The following is a 22,589-nucleotide window of genomic DNA, read 5'->3' as shown; positions in this document are numbered from 1 at the left end:
CGTCACGGACTTGCAATAGTCCGTCCAACCTCACTGGGGGGAGCCGATGGTCGGCTGAGAGGTCCCAAGACTCGGGACGACCCCTGGAACCTGATCCGGTTGATACCGGCGTAGGGATCAGTGACCCATGCACGACCTCGTGCGGCCGACCGTGTCGGCCCGTCTTCCCAGCATCGGCGTGAGAATTGAGCGGGCCCGCCTGACCTATGGCGGCGTGCGGCTGTTCGACGGCCTGGATTTCGAGCTGGAAGGCGGCCGCTGCACCTGCCTGCTGGGACCCAGCGGCGTCGGCAAGACCACGCTGCTTCGGCTGATCGCCGGGCTGGCCGATCCGGAGCCGCCGACGCTGCTGACCGCGGAGGATGGAAAGCCGCTGGAAGGCCGGGTCGCCTACATGGCTCAGCAGGATCTGCTGCTGCCCTGGCTGGGCGCGCTGGACAATGTATTGCTGGGGCCGAGGCTGCGGGGCGAGGCGGTGGGCGCCGCCCTGGTGGACCGGGCGCGCGGGCTGCTCGACGCGGTCGGGCTCGGCGACCGGCTGCAAGCCCGGCCGGCGGAGCTGTCGGGCGGCATGCGGCAGCGTGTGGCCCTGGCCCGCACCTTGATGGAGAACCGGCCGGTCGTGCTGATGGACGAGCCTTTCTCGGCCCTGGACGCGATCACCCGGCTGAGGCTCCAGGAACTGGCGGCCGGGCTGCTGGCGGGCAGGACGGTGCTTCTGGTCACCCACGATCCGCTGGAGGCGCTGCGCATCGGGCACCGCATCCACGTGATGGCGGGGCAGCCGGCGGAGATCGGGCCGGCGATCTCGCCAGAGGGAGCGCCGCCGCGGCCGGCCGACGATCCGGCGCTTCTGGCGCGCCAAGCCGAGTTGCTGCGGCGGCTCTCGTCATGATGCGGATTGTCCGGCCCGCCGTGACCGTGATGGTCCTGATCGCCGTGTGGCAGGCGCTGGTCTGGGGCACCGGGGTGCCGCGCTTCATCCTGCCCGATCCGGCTCGGGTGGCGGTGGCGCTGTGGGAACGGGCCGGCCTGATCGGTTATCACGCGCTGTTCACGATCGGCGAGATCCTGGGCGGGCTGGCGCTTGGCGTCGTGCTGGGCGCCGCCACGGCGCTGACGCTCAGCTATTTCCGGCCGGCGCGGCGCTGGCTGATGCCGGTGCTGGTGTTCAGCCAGGCGATCCCGGTGTTCGCGCTGGCGCCGCTGCTGGTGCTGTGGCTGGGCTACGGCATGGCGTCCAAGGTCGCGATGGCGACCCTGATCATCTATTTCCCGGTGACATCGGCCTTCTTCGACGGGCTGAGGCGGACCGAGCCGGGCTGGCTGGACCTCGCCCGGACCATGGGCGGGTCGCGCTGGACCACATTGCTGCGCATCCGCCTGCCGGCAGCATTGCCCGCCTTCGCCTCCGGCCTGCGGGTCGCCACGGCGGTGGCGCCGATCGGCGCCGTGGTCGGCGAATGGGTCGGGGCGTCGGCCGGACTCGGATACCTGATGCTGCACGCCAACGGGCGCATGCAGGTGGACCTGATGTTCGCGGCCCTGCTGACCTTGGCGGCCATCGCGGTGACGCTCTATTTCGCGGTGGACGCGCTGCTGCGCCGTGCCCTGCCGTGGCAAACGGACAAAAATCCAGAAGACGAGAGGGACTGAACACCCATGCGTACCCAAGCATCGCGCCGATCCATCCTGAAGGCCGGGCTGGCGGGGCTGGTCCTGGCGGCCGGCATCGCCGCCTCGGCGCCGGCGTCGGCCCAGGACAAGCTGACGGTCCTGCTGGACTGGTTCGTCAACCCCGACCACGCGCCGCTGTATGTGGCGCGGGAGATGGGCTACTTCCGCGACGCCGGGCTGGAGGTCGAGATGGTCGCCCCGGCCGACCCGAACGACCCGCCCAAGCTGGTCGCCGCCGGCCGGGCCGACCTGGCGGTGTCGTACCAGCCGCAGCTCCAGATGCAGGCGGCCGAGGGCCTGCCCCTGACCCGGATCGGCACGCTGGTCGCGACGCCGCTGAACACGGTGGTCGTGCTGGCGGACGGGCCGGTCAAGTCGATCGCGGACCTGAAGGGGCGCAAGGTCGGATACTCCGTCGGCGGGCTGGAGGACGCGCTGCTCGGCGCGATGCTGGAGAATGCCGGGCTGAAGCTGTCCGACGTGGAGCTGGTGAACGTCAATTTCAGCCTGTCGCCGGCGCTGCTTTCGGGACAGGTCGACGCGGTGGTCGGGGCCTACCGGAACTTCGAGCTGAACCAGCTCGACATCGAGGGCAAGGCCGGCCGCGCCTTCTATCCGGAGGAGCACGGCGTTCCACCCTATGACGAGCTGGTCATCGTCGCCAACCGCGAGAAGATCGCCGACCCCCGCCTGCCCCGCTTCCTGGACGCGGTCGAGCGCGGCACGCTGTACCTGATCAACCATCCGGATGAGTCGTGGAAGCTGTTCGTCAAGGCCAACCCGGAACTGGACGACGAGCTGAACCGGCGCGCCTGGCGCGACACCCTGCCCCGTTTCGCCCACAGCCCGGCGGCGCTCGACGCGAGGCGCTACGAGCGGTTCGCCCGGTTCCTGAAGGAGCGTGAGCTGATCGGGGAGGTTCCGAAGCTGGCCGACTACGCGATCGAGCTTCGCTGAGGGCCGTCCCTGCCAATATGCCGCATGCCTGCGTGTGCGGCGGGCGTTGATCATGCCGCCTCCTGCGGTATCGTGCGGCATGACTCAACTGAGACGCGCACTTTCCGATGCCGAGCGGATCGACTGGCTGCGGCTGATCCGGACCGAGAATGTCGGTCCGGTCACCTTCGCCCGTCTGCTGGAGCGGTACGACACGGCCACCCAGGCCCTGAAGGCGCTGCCCGACCTTGCCCGGCGGGGAGGCCGCACGGCACCGCTGCGGATATGCTCCAAGGCCGAGGCCGAGCGGGAAATCGCGGCGGCCCGCAAGGCGGAGGTGCGGCTTATCGCCTCCTGCGAGCCCGACTACCCGGTTGCGCTGGCCGCGATCGAGGACGCGCCCCCCATCATCGCGGTCAAGGGCCATGCGCACCTGCTGCGCGGCCGCTGCATCGGCATGGTCGGCGCCCGCAACGCCTCGACCAACGGCAAGCGGTTCGCGGAGACGATGGCCCGCGACCTGGGAGCGGCCGGGTTCGTCGTGGTCTCGGGCATGGCGCGCGGGATCGACACCAGCGCCCATGCCGGATCGCTGGGCACCGGCACCGTCGCCGTGGTGGCCGGCGGCGTGGACGTGATCTACCCGGAGGAGAACGCGGCGCTCCACGCCCGGATCGCCGAGCAGGGCGCCGTGGTCGCCGAATGCCCCATGGGGACCCAGCCCATGGCGCGCCACTTCCCCCGGCGGAACCGCATCATCTCCGGCCTGTCGCTGGGCGTGGTCATCGTCGAGGCGACGCCCAAATCCGGGTCGCTGATCACCGCGCGCACGGCGGCGGAACAGGGCCGCGAGGTCTTCGCCGTGCCGGGCTCGCCGCTCGACCCGCGCTCGCGCGGACCCAACGACCTGCTGCGCAGCGGCGCCAATTTCGCCGAGGGCGCCGAGGACATCATCCAGGCCTTCGCGGGAGTCGAGGCGCCGAGGTTGCGGGAGCGGGAGCCGGACCTGTTCTCCGTCGCGAAGCCCATGCACCTGGATGACGCGACCTTCGAGGAAATCCGCGACAGGCTGATGGAATGCCTGGGTTACACGCCGGTCCCCGTTGACGAACTGGTCAGAGGGTGCCAATTGTCTGCGTCGGTAGTACGGAGCGTGCTGACTGAGCTTGACCTTGCCGGTCGGGTTCAGCATCTGCCCGGAAATCAGGTCGTCCTGATTCAGCAATAAAAACTGAAAAAGTGACCGAACGCAAACAAGAGGCGGATTTCGCTTGTCTGGCAGCAATCTAGTCATCGTCGAATCCCCGGCCAAAGCGAAGACGATCAACAAGTATCTTGGTCCGGACTTCACCGTTTTGGCCAGCTTCGGCCATATTCGGGATCTCCCGCCGAAGGACGGCTCCGTTCGTCCCGAGGAAGACTTCGCCATGTCCTGGGAACTGGGCGACCGGTCCAAGCGCCATGTCGACGAAATCTCGCGCGCCATCCGCGGCGTGGATCACGTCTTCCTGGCGACCGACCCGGATCGCGAGGGGGAGGCGATCGCCTGGCATGTCCAGGAGGTGCTGCGCGAGGCGAATCTGCTGGACAAGGTCGACGTCCGCCGGGTCACCTTCAACGAGATCACCAAGGGCGCCGTCCTGGACGCCATGAAGCGTCCGCGCGACCTGAACCGAGAGCTGATCGAAGCCTATCTGGCGCGCCGGGCGCTGGACTATCTGGTGGGCTTCACCCTGTCGCCGGTCCTGTGGCGGAAGCTTCCGGGATCGCGGTCGGCGGGACGCGTCCAGTCGGTGGCGCTGCGGCTGATCTGCGAGCGCGAGGCCGAGATCGAGGTCTTCCGGCCGCAGGAATACTGGTCGATCGAGGTCACCTTCCAGACCGCCGGCGGCGCGCAGGTCAAGGCGCGCCTGACCCAGCTGGACGGCAAGCGCCTGGACAAGTTCGCGCTGGGCGAGGCCGGCGCCGCGAATGCCGTGGTCGAACGGCTGAAGCCGCTGAGCTACGCCGTCCATTCCGTCGAGCACAAGCAGGTCAAGCGGAACCCCTACCCGCCCTTCACGACCTCCACCCTCCAGCAGGAGGCGTCGCGCAAGCTGGGCATGGGCGCCACCAGGACCATGCGGGTCGCCCAGAAGCTCTACGAGGGCGTCGATATCGGCGGCGAGGCGGTCGGCCTGATCACCTATATGCGGACCGACGGCGTCCAGCTTTCCAACGACGCGATCGGACAGGTGCGCGAGCTGATCGGCTCCCAGTACGGCGGCGACTATGTGCCGGAGAGCCCGAGGATCTACAAGTCGGCCGCCAAGAACGCCCAGGAGGCGCACGAGGCGATCCGGCCGACCGACCTGCTGCGCCGGCCGGAGGATGTGGCCCACCAGCTCGAGCGGGACGAGCTCCGGCTCTACGAGCTGATCTGGAAGCGGACCGTCGCCTCGCAGATGGAGAGCGCGGTGCTCGACCAGGTGGCGGTGGACATCGCGTCGTCCGACGGCAAGGCGGTGCTCAGGGCGACCGGCTCGGTCGTGCTCTTCGACGGCTTCCTCCGGGTCTACCAGGAGGAGCGCGACGATTCGGTGGACGAGAAGGCCGCCGCCGAGGACGAGTCCGAGGCGCGCCTGCCGCCGGTCAAGGAAGGCGACGCGATGAAGCGCGGCGCGGTCGACCCCGAGCAGCATTTCACCCAGCCTCCCCCGCGCTACACCGAGGCGAGCCTGGTGAAGAAGCTGGAAGAGCTGGGCATCGGCCGGCCGTCGACCTATGCCAGCATCATGCAGGTGCTCCAGGACCGCGACTATGTGGAGCTGGACAAGCGGCGCTTCGTCCCGCAGGACCGCGGCCGGCTGGTGACCGCGTTCCTGACCAGCTTCTTCGAGCGCTATGTCGAGTACAACTTCACCGCGGACCTGGAGTCCAAGCTGGACGACGTATCCGGCGGGCGGCTCGACTGGAAGACGGTCCTCCGGGATTTCTGGAAAGCCTTCTCGGCCGCGGTCGAGGGCACCAAGGACCTGACGATCACCCAGGTGATCGACGAGCTGGACAAGGACCTGGGGCCGCACTTCTTCCCCAGCACCACCAAGGACGGCACCGATCCCCGCGTCTGCCCCTCCTGCCACGCGGGCAGACTCGGCCTGAAGCTGAGCCGGAACGGCGCCTTCATCGGCTGCTCCAATTATCCGGAGTGCCGCTATACCCGCTCCCTGGCGGTGGCGACCGGCGACGAGGAAGCCGACGCCCTGGCCGACGGGCCGCGCGAGCTGGGCGACGATCCGGAGACCGGGCTTCCGGTCAGCGTGCGGCGCGGGCCGTACGGCGCCTATGTCCAGTTGGGGCCGCGCCGCGAGGCGGCTCCGCCGGTCGAGGTGGCGGCGCCCGAGCCGGAGCCCGAGACCGGAGCCAAGAAGACCAAGGGCAAGGCCAAGGCGAAGCCCAAGGCCGAGGTGGAGAAACCCAAGCGCGTCTCCCTGCCCAAGGGCATGTCGCCGACCGAAATCGACCTGGAGACCGCGCTGAAGCTGCTGGCGCTGCCGCGCGACGTCGGGCCGCATCCGGAGACCAAGGACATGATCACGGCCGGCATCGGCCGGTTCGGGCCGTACCTGAAGCTCGGTTCGACCTACAAGTCCCTGACCCCGGACGACGACGTGTTGACCATCGGCCTGAACCGGGCGGTCGTGCTGCTGGCGGAAGCCAAGAAGGGTCCGGCGCAGGTGCCCGGCCGCGCCTTGGGCGACCATCCGCGCGACGGCAAGCCGGTAAGCCTCAATAACGGCCGGTTCGGTCCCTATGTTAAGCACGGCAAGCTGATGGCGTCGCTGCCCAAGGCCATGGTCCCCAATGCCGAGGAGCTGACCCTGCAGCAGGCGATCGAGTTGCTGGACGCCAAGGCGGCCAAGGACGGCGGCAAGGCCCCGGCGGCGAAGGGCAAGGCGGCCAAGGCGGCTCCGGAGGAAAAGACGGACGACGCCGGTGAGGCTCCGGCGAAGAAGCCGGCGGCCAAGGCGGCACCGAAGAAGGCACCGGCCAAGAAGCCGGCCGCCTCCTCGAAAGCCGCCCCGGCGAAGCCGAAGGCACGCGCCGTCGCGTCGGGCGATTAGGAAATCCGTAGGTCGGCTAGAGCGAAGCGGCAGCCGACACCGGCGCGTCTGCCTGTCGGCTGCCGCTTCGCCCTAGCCGACCTACGGGGCAATACACCCCTGATGGAGAAAACAGACCCGCTTTGACCGAAGACAACCCGAAGAAGCCCGCCGCCCTCCCGTCACGGGACGAGATCCTCGCCTTCATCCGGAACAGTCCGGTTCCCGTGGGCAAGCGGGAGATCGCGCGGGAGTTCAAGCTGAGGGGCGACGACCGCATCGCCCTGAAGGAACTGCTGAGGGACCTGGAAAGCGACGGCGCCGTCGAGCGCGACCGGGCGCGGCGGCTGGCCCCGCCGGCGGCGCTTCCGGCGGTCAGCGTGCTCGAAGTGGTGGAGATCGACACCGACGGCGAGGTCCTGGCCCGGCCCGTGGCCTGGACGTCGGACGAGCCGCCGCCGAAGATCTACATGCAGCCGGAACGGCGCGGCCACCCTGCCCTGCTGCCCGGCGACCGGGTGCTGGCGCAGCTCAGCCGGCAGAAGGACCGGGTCTATGCCGGCCGCACCATCCGCAAGCTGGAGAAGCACGGCACCGCCCGGGTGCTGGGCATCTACGAGATGACGCCCGACGGCGCCCGGCTGCGCCCGACCGACAAGCGCCAGCGCGCGGAGTTCCTGGTCACCCCGGCCAATTCGGGCGACGCGGAGAACGGCGAACTGGTGGTGGCGGAAGTGCTGCCGTCCAGCCGGTTCGGCCTCAAGCAGGCCAAGGTGGTCGAGCGGCTGGGCGACATGGCCAACCCGCGCTCGATCAGCCTGATCGCGATCCATTCCCAGGACCTCCCCACCGTGTTCAGCGAAGCGGCGCTGGAGGAGGCCGGGCGCGCCGAGCCGCCGACCCTGGAGGGGCGCACCGACCTGCGCGACATCCCGCTGGTGACGATCGACGGCGCCGACGCGCGGGACTTCGACGATGCGGTCTGGGCCGAGCCCGATCCGGAGGTGCCCGGCGGCTGGCACGCGCTGGTCGCGATCGCCGACGTCGCCTTCTATGTCCGCCCCGGCCGGCCGCTCGACCGGGCGGCGTTCCAGCGCGGCAACTCGGCCTATTTCCCCGACCGGGTCGTGCCGATGCTGCCGGAGGCGTTGTCCAACGACCTCTGCTCGCTGCGGCCGGGCGAGGACCGCGCCTGCCTGGCGGTCCATCTGTGGATCGACGCGCGCGGCGAGTTGACGCGCCACCGCTTCGTCCGAGGCCTGATGCGGTCCGCGGCGCGGCTGACCTACGAGCAGGTCCAGGCGGCGCGCGACGGTGCTCCGGACGATGCCGCCGGACCTCTCCTGGAGCCGGTGATCCAGCCGCTCTACGGCGCCTTCCGGACGCTGAACGAGGCGCGGGCGCGCCGGGGGACGCTGGAGCTGGATCTGCCGGAGCGGCAGGTCAGGCTGGACGAGCGCGGCGGCGTGGCCGCGATCACGCCGCGCAAGCGCCTGGACAGCCACCGGCTGATCGAGGAATTCATGATCTGCGCCAACGTCGCGGCGGCGGAGGCGCTGGAGTCCAAGGGCGCCCCCTGCCTCTACCGAGTCCACGACCAGCCGTCCATGGACAAGCTGGAGTCGCTGCGCGAGTTCCTGCACGGGATGGGCCACAAGCTGGCGCAGGGGACCCTGAAGCCCTCCGACTTCACCGGCATCCTGGAGCGGGTTCGCGGCAGGCCGGAAGCGGCGGTGATCAGCGAAGTGATCCTGCGCTCGCAGGCCCAGGCGTCCTACGACCCGGAGAATATCGGCCATTTCGGCCTGGCACTGCGCCGCTACGCCCATTTCACTTCTCCGATCCGCCGCTATGCCGACCTGGTGGTCCATCGCGCACTGATCCGGGCCTATGGGCTCGGTCCCGGCGGCCTGGACGATGCGGAGGCGGCCCGGATGACCGAGATCGCGGAGCACATCTCGTCGACGGAACGCCGCGCGGCGCTGGCGGAGCGCGACGCGGTGGACCGCTTCACGGCGGCGTTCCTGGCCGAGCGGGTCGGCGCCACCTTCAGCGGGCGGATCACCGGGGTGACCCGGTTCGGCCTGTTCGTCGAGCTGGACGAGACCGGCGCCGACGGGCTGGTACCGGTCAGTTCGCTGCCCGACGACCAGTACGAGCACCAGGAGCGCAGCCACGCCCTGGTCGGCCGCCGGTCGGGCCGGGCCTTCCGGCTGGGCTCCCCGGTCAAGGTCAAGCTGGTCGAGGCCGACCCGGTGCTCGGCAGCACGCTCTTCGTCCTGCTGGAGGACGACGGCGCCGACTTGCCCTGGCTGCGCGGCCCGCCCGGAAAACCGAAAAGCCGCGGCAAACGGCGCGATCGGTAAAGCCACCCGCGCCACTGGCAAAAGGCGCGATTCGTGATAATACTCTGTTCCATGGACGAACCGCCCCAGATGCAGCGCTCCCGGGAACTCGAACCGCCGCCAGGCTCCTTCCTGACGGGGTTGCTGAGGGGTATCCGCCGACGCTGCCCGGGATGCGGCCGAAGCCACCTGTTTTCCCGGTACGTGACGGTCGTCCCGAATTGTCCCGATTGCGGGCTGGAGACAAGCGCCTACCGTGCCGACGACGCGCCGCCCTACTTCACGATCTTCGTGGTGGGCCATGTCGTGATTCCCGGCATGCTGCTGCTGGAACAGAATTTCCATCCGGAACCCTGGGTCCACATGGTGACCTGGGTCCCGATGACGCTGCTGCTGACCCTGGCCTTGCTTCCGCCGATCAAGGGAGCCGTAATCGGAGCGCAATGGGCACTTCGCATGAAAAGCTGAGGCCGCGCCGCGGCTTTTCCGGCGCGCTGATGGGTGTCCTGCTGCTCGCGGGATGCACGGCGGAGCCGTCCTCGCTGGCGGCCCAGCCGCCGCCGTCGCAGATCGGCGAGCAGGTCTTCGCCGTCGGCTACGGCAGGATCGCAGAGATCTACCTGAACCCCGTGGACATGGGACAGCTGACCACCGACGGCCTGCGCGGGCTGTCCAAGATGGACTCGACCATCGCCGTCGACCGCTCGCCCAGCACCGTCCGGGTCACCAGCAACGGCCATCCGGTCGGGGAGTTCACGGCACCTCCGGCCAACGACGCCGGCGGCTGGGCCGCCGTCACCGCGCAGGCGATCGAGCGGGTGCGGCTGAGTTCCACGCCGTTGCGCCAAGCCTCGCCGGAAGACATCTACCAGACCGTGTTCGACGCCATCATGGCCGACCTGGACAGCTATTCCCGCTACACCAGCGCCCAGCGGGCGGGCAACGAGCGGGCGCAGCGCGAAGGCTACGGCGGCGTGGGCGTCGGGGTCGAGGACAAGGACGGCCGGTTCGTCATCAGCGAGCTGGTCGGCCACGCCCCGGCCGCCCGGGCCGGGCTCAAGTCGGGCGAGGCGATCGTCGCCATCGACGGCGACGTTACCAGCTACATGAGCCTTCAGGATGTCCGGGACCGCCTGCGCGGCCCGTCGGGCACCCTCGTCCTGGTCACGGTCGAGGCCGCCGGCGGCGGGCAGAGCCGCCGGGTTCCGCTGCGGCGCGAGCGGGTGATCCCCAACACGGTCGCGGTCTCGGTCGACAACGGCGTGGCCGTGCTGTCGATCGAGCGGTTCAACGCCGCCACCTCCCTGAACCTGCGCGAGGCGATCGACGTCGCGCGCACCCAGATGGGGCGCAGGGCGGTCGGGTTCGTGCTGGACCTGCGGGGCAATCCCGGCGGCCTGCTCGACCAAGCGGTCGCGGTCGCCGACCTGTTCATCCCGCAGGGGCGGATCATCACGACGGCCGGACGGCATCCCGACAGCATCCAGCAGTTCGACGCCACCCACGACGACCAGACCGACGGCCTGCCGCTCGTCGTGCTGATGGACGGCCGCTCGGCCTCCGCGTCGGAGATCGTGGCCGCGGCCCTTCAGGACAGCGGGCGCGCCGTGGTGGTCGGCGCCTCCTCCTTCGGCAAGGGCAGCGTCCAGACCGTCACCCGGCTGCCCAACGATGGCGAACTGTTCCTGACCTGGTCGAGGATCTACGCTCCGTCGGGCTATACGCTGCACCGGCAGGGAGTCACGCCGACGATCTGCACCAGCAAGGATCCCGGCGACGCCGATGCCGTGATCAGCCAGCTCCAGGACGGGCGGCTTGGGATGCCCGGCACGCTGGCGAGCTGGCGCTCCGCCGCTCCGGACGACGAGACGGCGCTCCACCAGCTGCGCGACGCCTGCCCTTGGAAGACCCACGAGGCCGACCTGGACCTGCGGGTCGCCAAACGGCTGCTGGCCGACCGGGCGCTGTACCAGCGGGCGCTTCAGCTTTCGACGACGCTGCTGGCGGAGCGGTGACCCGAAAATCGTAAGGGTTTTCCGGCCCGGGACTTGACTCCGGCGGTCATCCGGGTATCTTCCGCGCTCACTTTGTCGTGCTACCGGGTCAACGCGATCCTGGAGCATCGCGGACGAACACGGGATCCAGAGTTATGGCGAAACAGAATACCGTTCTGATCCGGCTTGTCAGCTCGGCTGGCACCGGCTTCTTCTATGTGAAGAAGAAGAACCCCCGCAAGACCACCGAGAAGCTTGAGTTCCGGAAGTATGATCCGGTCGTGCGCCAGCACGTTGCTTTCAAGGAAGCTAAGATCAAGTAATCCGTTTCGAACGGAAGCGACAAGGCCGCCCATCGGGCGGCCTTTCGTGTTTCAGCAATTCCGGCGCGGGTCGGCGGGAGCCCTCGTCGGACCTACGGCCGACACCCGAACATCAAGTTCACTATGCCAGGCAGTCAGGCCCGGATCGGGGTCTGGGCTTCGTCATCGTCGCCGGCCGCGACGGTCTTGTTGCGGCCGGAGCGCTTGGCGCGGTAAAGCGCATCGTCGGCCCGCTTCAGCATCGCCTCCGCGGTATCGGTGGCGCCGTCCACCACGGAAATGCCGATGCTGATGGTGACCGTGATCTCGCCCACAGGGGCGCTGACGGCGAACACATCCTCTCCGACACGCCGCCGGAGCCGTTCCGCGACGGCGATGGCCGCTTCCCGGTCGGTGTCGGGCATCACGACGATGAATTCCTCGCCGCCGTAGCGCGCGACCAGATCGAAGTTGCGCAGATTCCGGTTGGCGCGCGCCGCGACCTCCTTCAGCACCTCGTCGCCGACGCCGTGGCCGTAGGTGTCGTTGACGGTCTTGAAGTGGTCGATGTCGAACATCAGGATGGCGACCGGCTTCTGGCTCTCCCAGCTCCGCTCCATCAGCCGCGGCAGATGGGCGTTGACATAGCGGCGGTTGAACACCCCGGTCAGGCTGTCGGTCAGGGCCATGGACAGGCTCTGCTCGTAATTGTGCCGGAGCTTCTCGTGGTACCGCTTGCGACGGACCTGGGTCCGGACGCGGGCCAGCAGTTCGTTACGGTCGATCGGCTTGAGCAGGTAGTCGTTCGCCCCCAGCTCCAGCCCCTTGGCGACCCGGGAGAGATCGCCTTCGTCGGCGACCAGCAGGATCGGCGCCTGCCGCGTGCGCTCATGGCTGCGCAGCAGCGAGCAGAGCCGGAGCGCATCCTCGTTGAGCAGGGTCAGGCTGACGATGATCAGCTCGAAATCCTCGGCCAGGCCAAGCTCGAGTGCCTGGGCGGAAGTCTCCGCCGCGATCACGCTGTCGGTGTCCCGCCGCAGGGTGTCGGCGATCTTCTCCAGGTCGATCGGGCTGTCCTCGACCACCAGCACCCGGGCCTCGGACGCGGTCTCGTTGCGGACCGTCATCGCCTGGTCGAGGATGCCGAACTGGCCGGAGGTCGATTCCCTCAGCCGCCATTCGTCCATCATCATCTTGAGGCGGACGAGCGAGCGGACCCGCGCGAACAGCGCGATGTCGTTGACCGGCTTGGTCAGGAAATCGTCGGCGCCCGCCTCCAGCCCGCGCACCCGGTCGGAGGCGTCGGACAGCGCCGTGATCATGACCACGGGAATGTGCATGGTGGCCGGATCGGATCGGATGCGCTCACACACCTCGAACCCGTCCATGCCCGGCATCATGACGTCCAGCAGGACGATGTCCGGGGATTCCTTCTTGATGCGTTCGAGTGCTTCCGGCCCGTTGTAAGCCGTGATCACATCGAAATATTCGCGGGTGAGTTTCGCCGCCAGCAACTTTACGTTGGGCAGAACGTCGTCAACTACGAGAACGCGCGCCGACATGGCCCCTCAGTTTCCGGCCGCTTCCACGAGAGCCCCGTCAGCTCAGGAAGCGTTGAACGGTTTCGAGAAATTTAGCGACGGAGATCGGTTTGGCGATGTAATCCTCGCAACCTCCTTCGCGAATCTTCTCCTCATCACCCTTCATGGCGAACGCGGTGACCGCGATGATGGGAATCGCCTTGAGGTCGTCGTCTTCCTTGATCCATTTCGTCACTTCCAGCCCGGACACTTCCGGAAGCTGGATGTCCATCAGGATCAGGTCGGGCCGGTGCAGACGCGCCAGTTTCAGCGCTTCCATCCCGTCCTTCGTCTGCAGTGTCGCATAGCCGTGGGCCTCGAGCAGGTCATGAAACAGCTTCATGTTCAGTTCGTTGTCTTCCACGATCAGGACCCGCTTGGCGCCCTCGGGATCGGCGGACTTGACATCGCCCCAAGCTTGATCGGCAGACATTATAACTCTCCATGACCTCTTACAACCGGCACCGCCGCGGCTCACGGCCGGCAGCACCGGGTGTGCCGGTGGCCGCACACCTCATCCACTTCTAGAAGGCGAAGGTTAAGGTGTGGTTACCGTGCTGTTGTTGCAGGGATGTACGATGCACGAAACGCATATTCCGAATGGTAGGCCGAACGAACTGTACGGACAGCAGCGGCGCGGGCGTGGCATGATCCCGGCACTGCAAACCGCGCCAACCTTACACGGCTACCCGCCACGCGTCCATGTACTGTGACTTCGGCGCGGTGGCGCCCGGAACAGGGGAAGCCGGGCCGGGACAAACCGGTTCGAGACCATGCCATGGAATCCGACGCGATGGGCGATGACCGCCTGATTCGATCCGCACCGGCCCTCCCCGGCCTGTGCCGCGACTGCGGCGCGGAGGCGGGGCCGGGGGCCGCGAGGTGCCCTGCCTGCGGCTCGCGGCGGCTCACGCGGCATGCCGAGCTTCACGCGCTGTCGATCGCGCATATCGACTGCGACGCCTTCTATGCCAGCGTCGAGAAGCGGGACGATCCGAAACTGGCGGACCTGCCGGTGATCGTCGGCGGCGGCCAGCGCGGAGTCGTCGCGGCCTGCTGCTACGTCGCCCGGCTCTACGGCGTCCGCTCGGCGATGCCGATGTTCAAGGCGCTGTCGCTGTGCCCCCACGCGGTGGTGCTGCCGCCCGACATGAAGAAGTACCAGGCCGTCGGCCGCGAGGTCCGGGCCAGGATGCTGGAGCTGACCCCGCTGGTCCAGCCGCTGTCGATCGACGAAGCCTTCCTGGACCTGACCGGCACGGAACGCCTGCACGGCGGCAGCCCGGCGCGGACGCTGATCCGGCTGGTGCGGCGGCTGGAGACGGAAATCGGGATCACCGCCTCCATCGGGCTCAGCTACAACAAGTTCCTGGCCAAGGTGGCGAGCGACCTGGACAAGCCGCGCGGCTTCAAGGCGATCGGGCGGGCCGAGGCGCTGGACTTCCTGGCGCCCCAGCCGGTCGGCCTGATCTGGGGCGTCGGGGCGGCCCTGCAGCGGAAGCTGGAGCAGGACGGCATCCGGACCATCGCCGAGCTGCGCGAGCGCGACGAGCACCACCTGATGAAGCGCTACGGCGTGATGGGCCGCCGCCTCTACCGGTTCGCCCGCGGCGAGGACCTGCGCACGGTCGATCCGGACGAGGAGACCAAGAGCATCTCGGCCGAGACGACGTTCAACCACGACATCGCCGACCTGGACGAACTGGTCAACCGGCTGTGGCCCCTGTGCGAGACGGTGGCCCGCCGCCTGAAGGCCCAGGGGCTCGCCGGCGGGTCGGTGGTGCTCAAGCTGAAGACCGCGGAGTTCCGCCAGGCGACACGCAGCCGGAAGCTGGGCTCGCCGACCCAGATGGCGGACGCCATCTTCCAGGCGGCCCTGCCCCTGCTGGAACGCGAGGCGACCGGCATCCAGTATAGGCTGATCGGCATCGGCTGCGCCGACCTGGCCGAAGCCGTCCGTGCCGACCCGCCCGACCTGCTGGACCCCGACCGGATGCGCCGCAACCAGGTGGAGCGGGCAATGGACCAGGTCCGCGAGCGGATGGGCGACACGGCGGTCGTGAAGGGGCGCGGCTTCGTGTCGCGGTCCACCCCGCTGCTGCCCGGCCTGCCGATGCCGCCCCGCCGGAAACGGCGCTGATCCGGCGCCAGGTCAGCAGCGCGGCCGGGGAATCGCCTCGATCTTCTCCAGCACGGCGGCGACGGTGAAATCGCCGTAGTCGATCAGCATCGACTGCGCCACTCCGTTCTCGAGCAGCTTCAGGCTCATCTCGTACTCGGGAGCGGCCTCGTCGCTGTCCATGGGGAAGAACGCCATGCGGACCGGCCAGACGGCGCCTTGGAGCAGCTTGGCGTCGAACTCCCCGTCCGGCGCGGCCACCGTCCGCAGCCCCAGGGCCGCGCTGATCTCGGTGGCTCCCTCCGTGTCGGATCCGTCGAACACGGTGGTGCCGAACAGCTTGTCGCCGGCCGCCGCACGCTTCAGCAGCTCGATCGTGTGCATGCTCGGGAACAGGGTGCCGCCCGGCAGCTCGATCTCCTGCTCCTCCGGCTTGAGGTAGCGGGCGACGCCGGGCCGGTCGCCGTGGGCCTCGGCGGTGCCGCGCAGCTCCTCGTCCAGCTCGCCGTTGACCAGCTTGCGGACGTTGAAGCGATAGGTCTGCCCGTCCTTCGACTCCCACGTGGCGTAGTTGGTCGTCATGTCGACCTGCTCGCCCTCGGAATACTGGAATCGCAGCTGGAAGCGCTGCTCGATGGTCCAGCCGTCGCAGGCGTCCGCCCATTCGAACATCATCTGGCCGCGGACGTCGGAAACGATGCTGCTGTTGCGCGCCGAGGCCAGCGACATCTTGTAGATCGCCCGGTGCGGGGCGATCTCCACGGCGGCTCGGGCGGGAAGCGCCGACAGCGGGACGGTCAGCAGGCCGAGCAGCGCCGTGAAGGCGACGCGGGCAGCGGGACGGAAATCTTTCAAGGTGACGACCACAAATTGGTTTACAGCGGTTTACGGCGTGAAGCCCAGGGGTAAGCATAGTAGTTTCGCGCGCGGGAAAAAGCCGAAACATCCTTTTTCGGCATTTCCCCCGGATCAAGCGAGTTCAAGTGCCCGAGGACAGACCGATGAACGCCCCGAACGGGACCACGAAACCAGTTCTCCTCCTGACCCGCCGGTATCCCGACGCGGTCATGGCCCGCGCCGCCCGCGACTATCGCGTCCTGGTCAACGACGACGACCATCCCTATGGCGCGGACGAATTGGTGCGGCTGGCGGACGGCGCCGACGCCCTGCTGGTCTGCGCGGTCGATCCGGTCCCGGCCGCCCTGGTCCGGGCGCTCCCCGACTCGGTCCGGATGATCGCCACCTTCTCGGTCGGCACCGACCATATCGACCTGGCCGCCGCGAAGGCGCGGGGCATCGTGGTCGCCAACACGCCGGGGGTGCTGACCGACGCCACGGCCGACATCGCCTTCCTGCTGCTGCTGGGCGCGGCCCGCCGCGCCGCCGAGGGCGAGCGGATGATCCGGGAAGGCCGCTGGGACGGCTGGGCGCCCACCCAGCTGATCGGCACTCATGTCACCGGCAAGCGGCTGGCGATCCTGGGGATGGGGCGGATCGGCCAGGCGATGGCGCGCCGTGCGCGCGGCTTCGACATGGAGATCCACTACCATAACCGGCGTCGGCTGCCGGCCGCCGAGGAGGCCGGCGCGGTCTACCACGCCGATGCCGACGAAATGTTGTCGGTCGCCGACTTCCTGTCGATCCACAGCCCGGCCACGCCGGAGACCCGCCACTGGCTGAACGCGGACCGGATCGCCCGGCTGCCCGACGGCGCCGTCGTGGTCAACACGGCGCGCGGCACGCTGGTGGACGACGAGGCGCTGATCGCCGCGCTGCGCTCCGGCAAGCTGGCGGCGGCCGGCCTGGACGTGTTCGAGAACGAGCCGAAGCTGCACCCCGGCTACGCCGCCCTCCCCAACACCTTCCTGCTGCCCCACATGGGCAGCGCCACCGACCGCACCCGCGACGCCATGGGCTTCACGGCGCTCGACAACCTGGACGCCTTCTTCGCGGGAAGGGAGCCGCCGAACCGGGTGGCGTAGCTTGCGTGCCGACGCCCGGTTTTGTACCACTTTGATCCTATGCCGCGGCACTCTACGACGCGGAGAAACTGAACCCGACCGGGGCGGATGAACCATGCAGTCGATTCTAGGGCGGGCCGGCGAACAGATATCCTCCTTCTGGAAAGACGTCTACGACACGGTCCTGAACCCGAAGCCCGATGCGCCAGGCGACACGCGCATCGCGGAGGAGGCGCGGGCCCGGGCGCCGGTGATCTGGCTGCTGGGCATGGTCGGCTCCGGCAAGAGCTCCATCATCCGCACGCTGACCGGGAGCAGCGATGCCGAGGTCGGGACCGGCTACCGGCCCTGCACGGCGACCGCCCGCATCTACGAATTCCCCGAGGAGGCGCCAGTCGTCCGGTTCCTCGACACGCGCGGCCTGGGCGAGGTCGCCTATGACCCGGCGGAGGACCTCGCCCTGTGCGAGAAGCAGGCGCATCTGGTGCTGGTCGTCGTCCGGGCGATGGGGCCGGTGCCGGCCCCGGTGCTCGACGCGCTGACCCGCGTGCGCCGCCGCCATCCCGACTGGCCCGTGGTGGTCGCCCAGACCACCCTGCACGACTTCTATGAAGGGCCGGGAGCTCCGGCACATCCCCTGCCCTACCCGTTCGGCGACGGCACCCGGCCCGGCGGCATCGAGGCGCTCGACCGCAGCCTTGCCGCCCAGCGCGAGACCTTCGCGAAGCTGCCGGGCAGCGGCGCCGTCCGCTTCGCCCCGATCGACTTCACGCCCGAGGAGGACGGACTCGCCCCCGCCGATTACGGGATCGACCGGCTTTGGGCCGCACTGGAGGCCGGGTCGGCCGACGGGGTCGTGTCGATGATGCGGCGCAGCCTGGGCAGTTCCGGCAAGCCGGGCGGCGGCCGGGCCGCCTCCCACATCTGGGGCTACGCGGCGGCGGCCGGGGCGATCGACATGCTGCCGGTGGCCGGCGTGATCGGGGTTCCGGTCATCCAGGGAAAGATGCTGCACAGCCTTGCCGGCATGCTGGGCGTCACCTGGACCCGGGCGACCCTGGCCGAATTCTCCGGCTGCCTGGGAGCGGGGGCGCTGCTGCGTTTCGGCGCCCAGTTCGGCGTGCGGCAGCTGGTCAAGCTGGTGCCAGGCTACGGCACGGTGATCGGCGGCGCCGCGGCGGGGGCGGCCAGTTTCGCGACCACCTACGGGCTCGGCCATGCCGCGATCCTCTACCTGAGCAGCCGCCGGTCCGGCGCACAGTTCGACGCCGACGCCGTGGCGGAGGAATTCCGCCGGGCCATGGCCGAAGCCACCGGCGTCGCCCGGGCCAGCCGGATGTTCTCCCGAGATTCCGACGGGAAGGCCGGGTCGTGAAGCGGATCGTCGGCCGGCAGGGGTCCTGGTGGCTGGGCGCGCTGGCCGCCGCCAGCCTGCCCTTCCTGGCCCTGGTCCCGCTGGGCGCCGTCTGGCTATGGGAACGGCAGGGCTTCGTCTATTGGTTCCTGGGGACGGCGCTGTGCTTCCTAGCGGCGGGGCTGCTGTTCCGGCGGGCGCATCGATCCGGCGACCGGGTGCCTTCGGGCGACGGGACGACCGCCGCCGGGGAGGAGACGCCGCCCGACCCCGGCTGGTCGCCCAGTGACAAGGTTGCCTGGCAGAGGGTCCAGGGCTTCGCGGCGCAGACCTCCGGCCGCATGCTGGTGGATCAGCGGGCGCTGCTCGCCACCGGGCGCGCCGTGATCGAGGAGGTCGCCCGCCATTACCATCCGGAACGCGCCGAGCCGCTGTGGCACTTCACCCTGCCCGAGGCGCTGCTGCTGGCCGAGCGGATCAGCCGCCGGACCCGGGCGCTGACGGTCCAGGCGGTGCCGGGTTCGCGCTCGGTGCGGATCGGCGACGTGCTCCGGCTCTACCGGGTCAAGCGGACGGTGGCGAGCGTCGCCCAGAGCGCCGATGGCCCCTGGCGCGCCATCCGCCTGGCGATCAACCCGGTGCAGGCGGCCGCGGCCGAGCTGAGCCGCCGCTTCCAGGGCTTTGCCGCGGAAGGCCTGTCGTCCCTGATGCTGGACCGGATCGCCCGGATCGTGGTGGAAGAGATCGGCCGCGAGGCGATCAACCTGTATAGCGGCCGGCTGCGCGCCGACATCGACGAACTCGAAAGACTGGAGCCTCCGGCGGTGGCCGAACCCGCCGCGCCGGCGGTGCCGCTGCGCCTGCTGATCGCCGGCAAGGTCAATGCCGGCAAGTCGAGCCTGGTGAACGCCCTGTGCGGCGACGTGGTCGCAGCGGTCGACGTTCTTGCGGCCACCGGCCAGCCAACCAGCCACTCGGTGCGCGGCGCCGACGACCGACCGGCGCTCGAACTGGTCGACTGCGCCGGGCTGGAACGGGAAACCTCCATTCCCAAGCTGGTCGCGTTGGCCGAGAACTGCGACCTGGTCCTGTGGGTCGCCCCGGCCAACGACGGCGCCCGCGACCTGGACCGCCGCTTGCTCGACGCGGTGCGCGGCCATTTCGCGGGCCGTCCGCAGTTCCGGGCGCCTCCGGTCGTGGTCGTCATGTCCCACATCGACCGGCTGCGGCCGTTCAACGAGTGGGCTCCCCCCTACGACGTCGCCGCCCCGACCGGACGCAAGGCGGAGACCATCCGGGCCGCCATGGAGTCGGTGGCGGAGGCGCTGGGAGTGGCCGCCGCCGACGTCGTGCCGGCGCGGCTGGACGCCGGGATGCTCTACAACGTCGACGCCGTCTGGACCGCCGTGCTGGCCCGCGTGCCGGAAGCCCGGCAAAGCCAACTCATCCGCCTGCTGCGGCTGGCCGGCTCGGCCGGCGGGGTCGCGGGCGTCGCCCGCCAGATCGTGACCGGAGGACGCCTGCTGTCCGGACTGGTGATCGAAGGGATCGCCGGCACCCGGACAAAGACGTGAAACTTCAAATTGAGTTGCCGTAACCGTAGGTCGGGTAAAGCGAAGCGGCACCCGACATCAAAACGCCTGCTTGTCGGGTGCCGCTTCGCTCTACCCGACCTACAATTTTATGTCGAACCGGCCGGTTCTCCGCTCCTCTCACCGCCACGCCTTCAGCCGCTTCACCGCTTCGGCCATGTCGTCGGTCGAGCCGGCGAAGGAGAAGCGCATGAAGTGGTGGCCGCGGTCGCGGTCGAAATCCACGCCCGGAGTCGCCGCGATGCCGGTCTCGGCCAGCATGCGGCGGCAGAACGCCTCGCTGTCGTCCGTCATCGCCGACACGTCGGCGTAGATGTAGAAAGCGCCGTCCGCCGGGGCCAGCCGGTCGAACCCGGCCTTCGGCAACTCCTCCAGCAGAAGCGCCCGGTTGCGGGCGTAGCGGGCGACGTTGGCGTCCAGTTCCTCCGTGCAGTCGAACACCGCGCAGGCGGCGTGCTGCGACAGGCTGGGCGGGGAGATGAACAGGTTCTGGCTGAGGCATTCGATCGAGCGGGCGAGGTCGTCCGGAACGACCATCCAGCCGAGCCGCCAGCCGGTCATGGAGAAATACTTGGAGAAGCTGTTGATCACCAGCGCCTGGTCGGTGACGGTCAGCGCCGAGGTCGCCGCCCCCTCGTAGCAGATGCCGTGATAGATCTCGTCCGAGACCAGCCGGATGCCCTTGTCGCGGCAGTAGTTGGCCAGCCGGCGCAGTTCGTCCGCCCCCAGCATGGTGCCGGCCGGGTTGGACGGGCTGGCGACGATCAGGCCCTCCACCGGGTGCCCCAGCCCTTCCAGCAGTTCGACCGTCGGCTGGAACCGGGTTTCCGGCCCGGCGGGCATTTCGATCGGGACGACGCCCAGCGCCATCAGGATGTTGCGGTAGGCCGGATAGCTCGGGGCCGCCATGGCGACCCGGTCGCCCGGCTCGAACGCCGCCAGGAAGCCCAGCAGGAAACCGGCCGACGACCCGGTCGTGACGACCACGCGCCGCTCCGGCGCGTTCAGGCCGTAGCGGTCATGGTAGAACCGCGCGATGGCGGAGCGCAGCGGCGGGATGCCCAGGGCGTCGGTATATCCCAGCCGGTCGCCGTCAAGCGCCCGCTTGGCGGCCGATATCACCGCGGCCGGCGCCCCGGTGGACGGCTGGCCGACCTCCAGGTGGAGCACGTCCCCGCCGGCGGCTTCCCGCTCGGCGGCGGCGCGCATGACTTCCATGACGATGAACGGGGAGATGGCTCCCCGCTTTGCTATTTTCAGTGACATACCCTGACCATGAAGCCCTGATTATGAAAAACGACGGAACCGTTTCTACTGGATGCTGGACGCGAGGCCGAAGCCGCGCGGGTCGGTCGCCGCGGAGCAGGACCGGCTGCCGTCGCTGCGGTTGACCTTGCAGCTCACCAGGTTGACCCGGCCCAGCGCCTGGACGCCGTAGATCTCCCCCTGGACGCCTGACGTCTCGCGGCTGGCCGGCCGTTCGGCGGTCTCCTCGATCAGGGTCCCGCCGGCGGGATCCGGCGCCAGCCGGAGCGCCGTCACCGCCTCGAGGGCGTTCATGTCCTGCTCCAGGGTCCGGAGCGCCACGTTGACCAGGGCGGCCGGGGCGGCGCCCGCGCCCTCCTCCCCGACGCCCACGCCGATCAGCCCGGCGCTGCCGGCGAAGAGCGGTTGGTTGAGGTTGGGATTGACCAGGACGGCCGGACCGCCGATGCCCCGGGCGCCGGTCGCCGCCGCCTGGAGGATGCCGGTCCCCGGGATCATCTTCCCGGTCCCCATCGGCGCGCCGACCGAGAAGGTGCAGGCGACCGCCTGCCCGAACGGGTCGAACGTCACCAGGCCCGCCGTGGGCGGTCCCTCGGGCTCGACCTTCTCCAGCGCCTTGACCAGCCCGGCGTTGCGCCCGCCCGACGGCGCCTGCAGCGCCGCCCGCAGGGAGTCGGCGGCCGGCGCGCCTTCCGGCGGCGCCGCGAAATGCATCACCTCGTTGCCGTGCCTGACCTCGGCGGTGTCGCGCCACTGGGCCTGATAGGACGCCAGGGTGGCGGCGTCGACCCCGACGCTCTCGGCGACGCGGGCGCCCAGCTGCCCGGTATAGAAGGCACCGGCACCACGCTGGCGCACCTGGGCCAGCACGGCGGCAAGATCCGACTGTTCCAGCTTCTGCCCCTCGCCGGGCGGCTGGGGTCCGTTGGGCAGGTACAGCCGCCGGGCCTCCGGGTCGTCGCCGGCCACGTCGCCGAACACCTGGAGGTCGCGGGCGAGCGCCCGGGAGATCTGGGTCTCGAACCGGGCCTTCGCCTCCGCCGGGGCGACCAGCTGCTCCCAGCGCATCTTGCCGTGGGCGGCGTGCAGGGTCGCCAGCCCGCGCAACATGCCCGGCACGGCGACCTGACCGCCGTTCGGGGACCGGGGCAGGAAATCCAGGGTGCGGGTCTGCTTGGTGGCCGCGTCATGCACGACGCAGATCCCGCCGCCGCCCAGCCCGACGCGGGTCGGCAGGGTCACCGCCATGGCGAGCCCCATGGCGGTCGCCGCATCGACGGCGTTGCCGCCCTGGGCCAGGATGTCCCGGCCGATGACCGCGGCGCGTGGCTCGTCCGCCGCGACTCCCGCATTCACCTGGTGGGCCCCGACTCGCATGGGC

Annotated in this window: 18 protein-coding genes and 1 riboswitch; of the genes, 13 read left to right on the top strand and 5 right to left on the bottom strand. The window is 69.6% G+C overall.

Annotation, left to right across the window (positions count from 1 at the left end; translation table 11 throughout):
* Positions 1-26: 26 nt before the first annotated feature.
* A riboswitch (TPP riboswitch) is annotated at positions 27-135 on the top strand.
* The 9 genes from JL100_RS06900 (at position 128) to rpmG (ending at position 11,357) form a co-directional block, all read left to right on the top strand.
* Positions 128-895: an ABC transporter ATP-binding protein gene (locus tag JL100_RS06900; RefSeq protein ID WP_202679996.1), complete on the top strand. Its 768-nt coding sequence runs from the start codon at positions 128-130 to the stop codon at positions 893-895. (Overlaps the previous riboswitch by 8 nt.)
* Positions 895-1,656, top strand: a complete 762-nt coding sequence (locus tag JL100_RS06895; protein ID WP_456115317.1) for an ABC transporter permease — start codon at positions 895-897, stop codon at positions 1,654-1,656. Before JL100_RS06900 ends, JL100_RS06895 begins: the two co-directional genes overlap by 1 nt.
* 6 nt (positions 1,657-1,662) lie before the next feature.
* Positions 1,663-2,634: an ABC transporter substrate-binding protein gene (locus JL100_RS06890; protein ID WP_202679994.1), complete on the top strand. Its 972-nt coding sequence runs from the start codon at positions 1,663-1,665 to the stop codon at positions 2,632-2,634.
* Positions 2,635-2,713: 79 nt separating this feature from the next.
* A complete protein-coding gene (gene dprA / locus JL100_RS06885; protein ID WP_202679993.1) occupies positions 2,714-3,841 on the top strand; it encodes a DNA-processing protein DprA in 1,128 nt (375 codons plus the stop codon).
* A 43-nt stretch (positions 3,842-3,884) separates the two neighbouring features.
* A complete protein-coding gene (gene topA, locus JL100_RS06880) occupies positions 3,885-6,716 on the top strand; it encodes a type I DNA topoisomerase (protein ID WP_202679992.1) in 2,832 nt (943 codons plus the stop codon).
* A 122-nt stretch (positions 6,717-6,838) separates the two neighbouring features.
* Positions 6,839-9,061 carry a ribonuclease R gene (gene rnr, locus JL100_RS06875; RefSeq protein WP_202679991.1) on the top strand — a complete coding sequence of 741 codons (2,223 nt, stop codon included), beginning with the start codon at positions 6,839-6,841 and terminating at the stop codon, positions 9,059-9,061.
* Between the two features lie 51 nt (positions 9,062-9,112).
* Positions 9,113-9,508, top strand: coding sequence for a DUF983 domain-containing protein (locus JL100_RS06870; protein WP_228421108.1), 396 nt, complete (start codon positions 9,113-9,115; stop codon positions 9,506-9,508).
* Complete coding sequence (locus JL100_RS06865; RefSeq protein ID WP_202679990.1) at positions 9,484-11,055, top strand: S41 family peptidase; 1,572 nt, start codon at positions 9,484-9,486, stop codon at positions 11,053-11,055. Before JL100_RS06870 ends, JL100_RS06865 begins: the two co-directional genes overlap by 25 nt.
* Before the next feature lie 134 nt (positions 11,056-11,189).
* Positions 11,190-11,357: a 50S ribosomal protein L33 gene (gene rpmG / locus JL100_RS06860; RefSeq protein WP_044426262.1), complete on the top strand. Its 168-nt coding sequence runs from the start codon at positions 11,190-11,192 to the stop codon at positions 11,355-11,357.
* A 134-nt stretch (positions 11,358-11,491) separates the two neighbouring features.
* On the opposite strand, the gene JL100_RS06855 is transcribed toward rpmG, so the two are convergent.
* Together JL100_RS06855 and JL100_RS06850 are read right to left on the bottom strand one after the other, a co-directional pair.
* The gene (locus tag JL100_RS06855) at positions 11,492-12,898 is read right to left on the bottom strand and encodes a PleD family two-component system response regulator (RefSeq protein ID WP_202679989.1); all 1,407 of its coding nucleotides are present in this window, start codon (positions 12,896-12,898) and stop codon (positions 11,492-11,494) included.
* A gap of 37 nt (positions 12,899-12,935) precedes the next feature.
* Positions 12,936-13,349: a response regulator gene (locus tag JL100_RS06850; RefSeq protein ID WP_202679988.1), complete on the bottom strand. Its 414-nt coding sequence runs from the start codon at positions 13,347-13,349 to the stop codon at positions 12,936-12,938.
* A 345-nt stretch (positions 13,350-13,694) separates the two neighbouring features.
* Here JL100_RS06850 and JL100_RS06845 point away from each other — a divergent pair, with 345 nt between their 5' ends.
* Positions 13,695-15,056, top strand: coding sequence for a DNA polymerase IV (locus JL100_RS06845; protein WP_228421107.1), 1,362 nt, complete (start codon positions 13,695-13,697; stop codon positions 15,054-15,056).
* Positions 15,057-15,068: 12 nt separating this feature from the next.
* Here JL100_RS06845 and JL100_RS06840 read toward each other — a convergent pair whose 3' ends face one another.
* On the bottom strand, positions 15,069-15,890 hold the full coding sequence (locus tag JL100_RS06840; protein WP_211113044.1) for a cell envelope integrity EipB family protein: 822 nt from the start codon (positions 15,888-15,890) through the stop codon (positions 15,069-15,071).
* 146 nt (positions 15,891-16,036) lie between these two features.
* On the opposite strand from JL100_RS06840, the gene JL100_RS06835 reads away from it, so the two are divergent.
* From JL100_RS06835 to JL100_RS06825, 3 genes are all read left to right on the top strand, one after another.
* Positions 16,037-17,017 (top strand): 2-hydroxyacid dehydrogenase, encoded by a 981-nt coding sequence (locus tag JL100_RS06835; RefSeq protein WP_202679986.1) that lies wholly within the window; start codon positions 16,037-16,039, stop codon positions 17,015-17,017.
* A gap of 94 nt (positions 17,018-17,111) precedes the next feature.
* On the top strand, positions 17,112-18,371 hold the full coding sequence (locus JL100_RS06830; RefSeq protein WP_202679985.1) for a YcjF family protein: 1,260 nt from the start codon (positions 17,112-17,114) through the stop codon (positions 18,369-18,371).
* Positions 18,368-19,924, top strand: a complete 1,557-nt coding sequence (locus JL100_RS06825) for a GTPase family protein (RefSeq protein WP_202679984.1) — start codon at positions 18,368-18,370, stop codon at positions 19,922-19,924. Before JL100_RS06830 ends, JL100_RS06825 begins: the two co-directional genes overlap by 4 nt.
* A 138-nt stretch (positions 19,925-20,062) precedes the next feature.
* Here the strand turns inward: JL100_RS06825 and JL100_RS06820 are convergent, their stop codons facing one another.
* Positions 20,063-21,208, bottom strand: coding sequence for a pyridoxal phosphate-dependent aminotransferase (locus tag JL100_RS06820; RefSeq protein WP_202679983.1), 1,146 nt, complete (start codon positions 21,206-21,208; stop codon positions 20,063-20,065).
* 45 nt (positions 21,209-21,253) lie between these two features.
* The gene (locus tag JL100_RS06815; RefSeq protein ID WP_202679982.1) at positions 21,254-22,585 is read right to left on the bottom strand and encodes a gamma-glutamyltransferase; all 1,332 of its coding nucleotides are present in this window, start codon (positions 22,583-22,585) and stop codon (positions 21,254-21,256) included.
* Positions 22,586-22,589: the final 4 nt, after the last annotated feature.

The organism is Skermanella mucosa, from assembly GCF_016765655.2.
Taxonomy (GTDB): domain Bacteria; phylum Pseudomonadota; class Alphaproteobacteria; order Azospirillales; family Azospirillaceae; genus Skermanella; species Skermanella mucosa.
Note: the sequence above shows the minus strand (reverse complement) of the source record. Positions and strands in the feature narration are given on the sequence as shown.

Bases quoted from the DNA above. Each gene is read 5' to 3' on its own strand.
- JL100_RS06865 (WP_202679990.1), top strand. From the start codon at position 9,484: ATGGGCACTTCGCATGAAAAGCTGAGGCCGCGCCGCGGCTTTTCCGGC.
- JL100_RS06890 (WP_202679994.1), top strand. From the start codon at position 1,663: ATGCGTACCCAAGCATCGCGCCGATCCATCCTGAAGGCCGGGCTGGCG.
- dprA (WP_202679993.1), top strand. From the start codon at position 2,714: ATGACTCAACTGAGACGCGCACTTTCCGATGCCGAGCGGATCGACTGG.
- JL100_RS06820 (WP_202679983.1), bottom strand. From the start codon at position 21,208: ATGTCACTGAAAATAGCAAAGCGGGGAGCCATCTCCCCGTTCATCGTC.
- rpmG (WP_044426262.1), top strand. From the start codon at position 11,190: ATGGCGAAACAGAATACCGTTCTGATCCGGCTTGTCAGCTCGGCTGGC.
- JL100_RS06850 (WP_202679988.1), bottom strand. From the start codon at position 13,349: ATGTCTGCCGATCAAGCTTGGGGCGATGTCAAGTCCGCCGATCCCGAG.
- JL100_RS06855 (WP_202679989.1), bottom strand. From the start codon at position 12,898: ATGTCGGCGCGCGTTCTCGTAGTTGACGACGTTCTGCCCAACGTAAAG.
- JL100_RS06835 (WP_202679986.1), top strand. From the start codon at position 16,037: ATGAACGCCCCGAACGGGACCACGAAACCAGTTCTCCTCCTGACCCGC.
- JL100_RS06830 (WP_202679985.1), top strand. From the start codon at position 17,112: ATGCAGTCGATTCTAGGGCGGGCCGGCGAACAGATATCCTCCTTCTGG.
- JL100_RS06900 (WP_202679996.1), top strand. From the start codon at position 128: ATGCACGACCTCGTGCGGCCGACCGTGTCGGCCCGTCTTCCCAGCATC.
- JL100_RS06870 (WP_228421108.1), top strand. From the start codon at position 9,113: ATGGACGAACCGCCCCAGATGCAGCGCTCCCGGGAACTCGAACCGCCG.
- JL100_RS06815 (WP_202679982.1), bottom strand. From the start codon at position 22,585: ATGCGAGTCGGGGCCCACCAGGTGAATGCGGGAGTCGCGGCGGACGAG.
- JL100_RS06845 (WP_228421107.1), top strand. From the start codon at position 13,695: ATGGAATCCGACGCGATGGGCGATGACCGCCTGATTCGATCCGCACCG.
- JL100_RS06895 (WP_456115317.1), top strand. From the start codon at position 895: ATGCGGATTGTCCGGCCCGCCGTGACCGTGATGGTCCTGATCGCCGTG.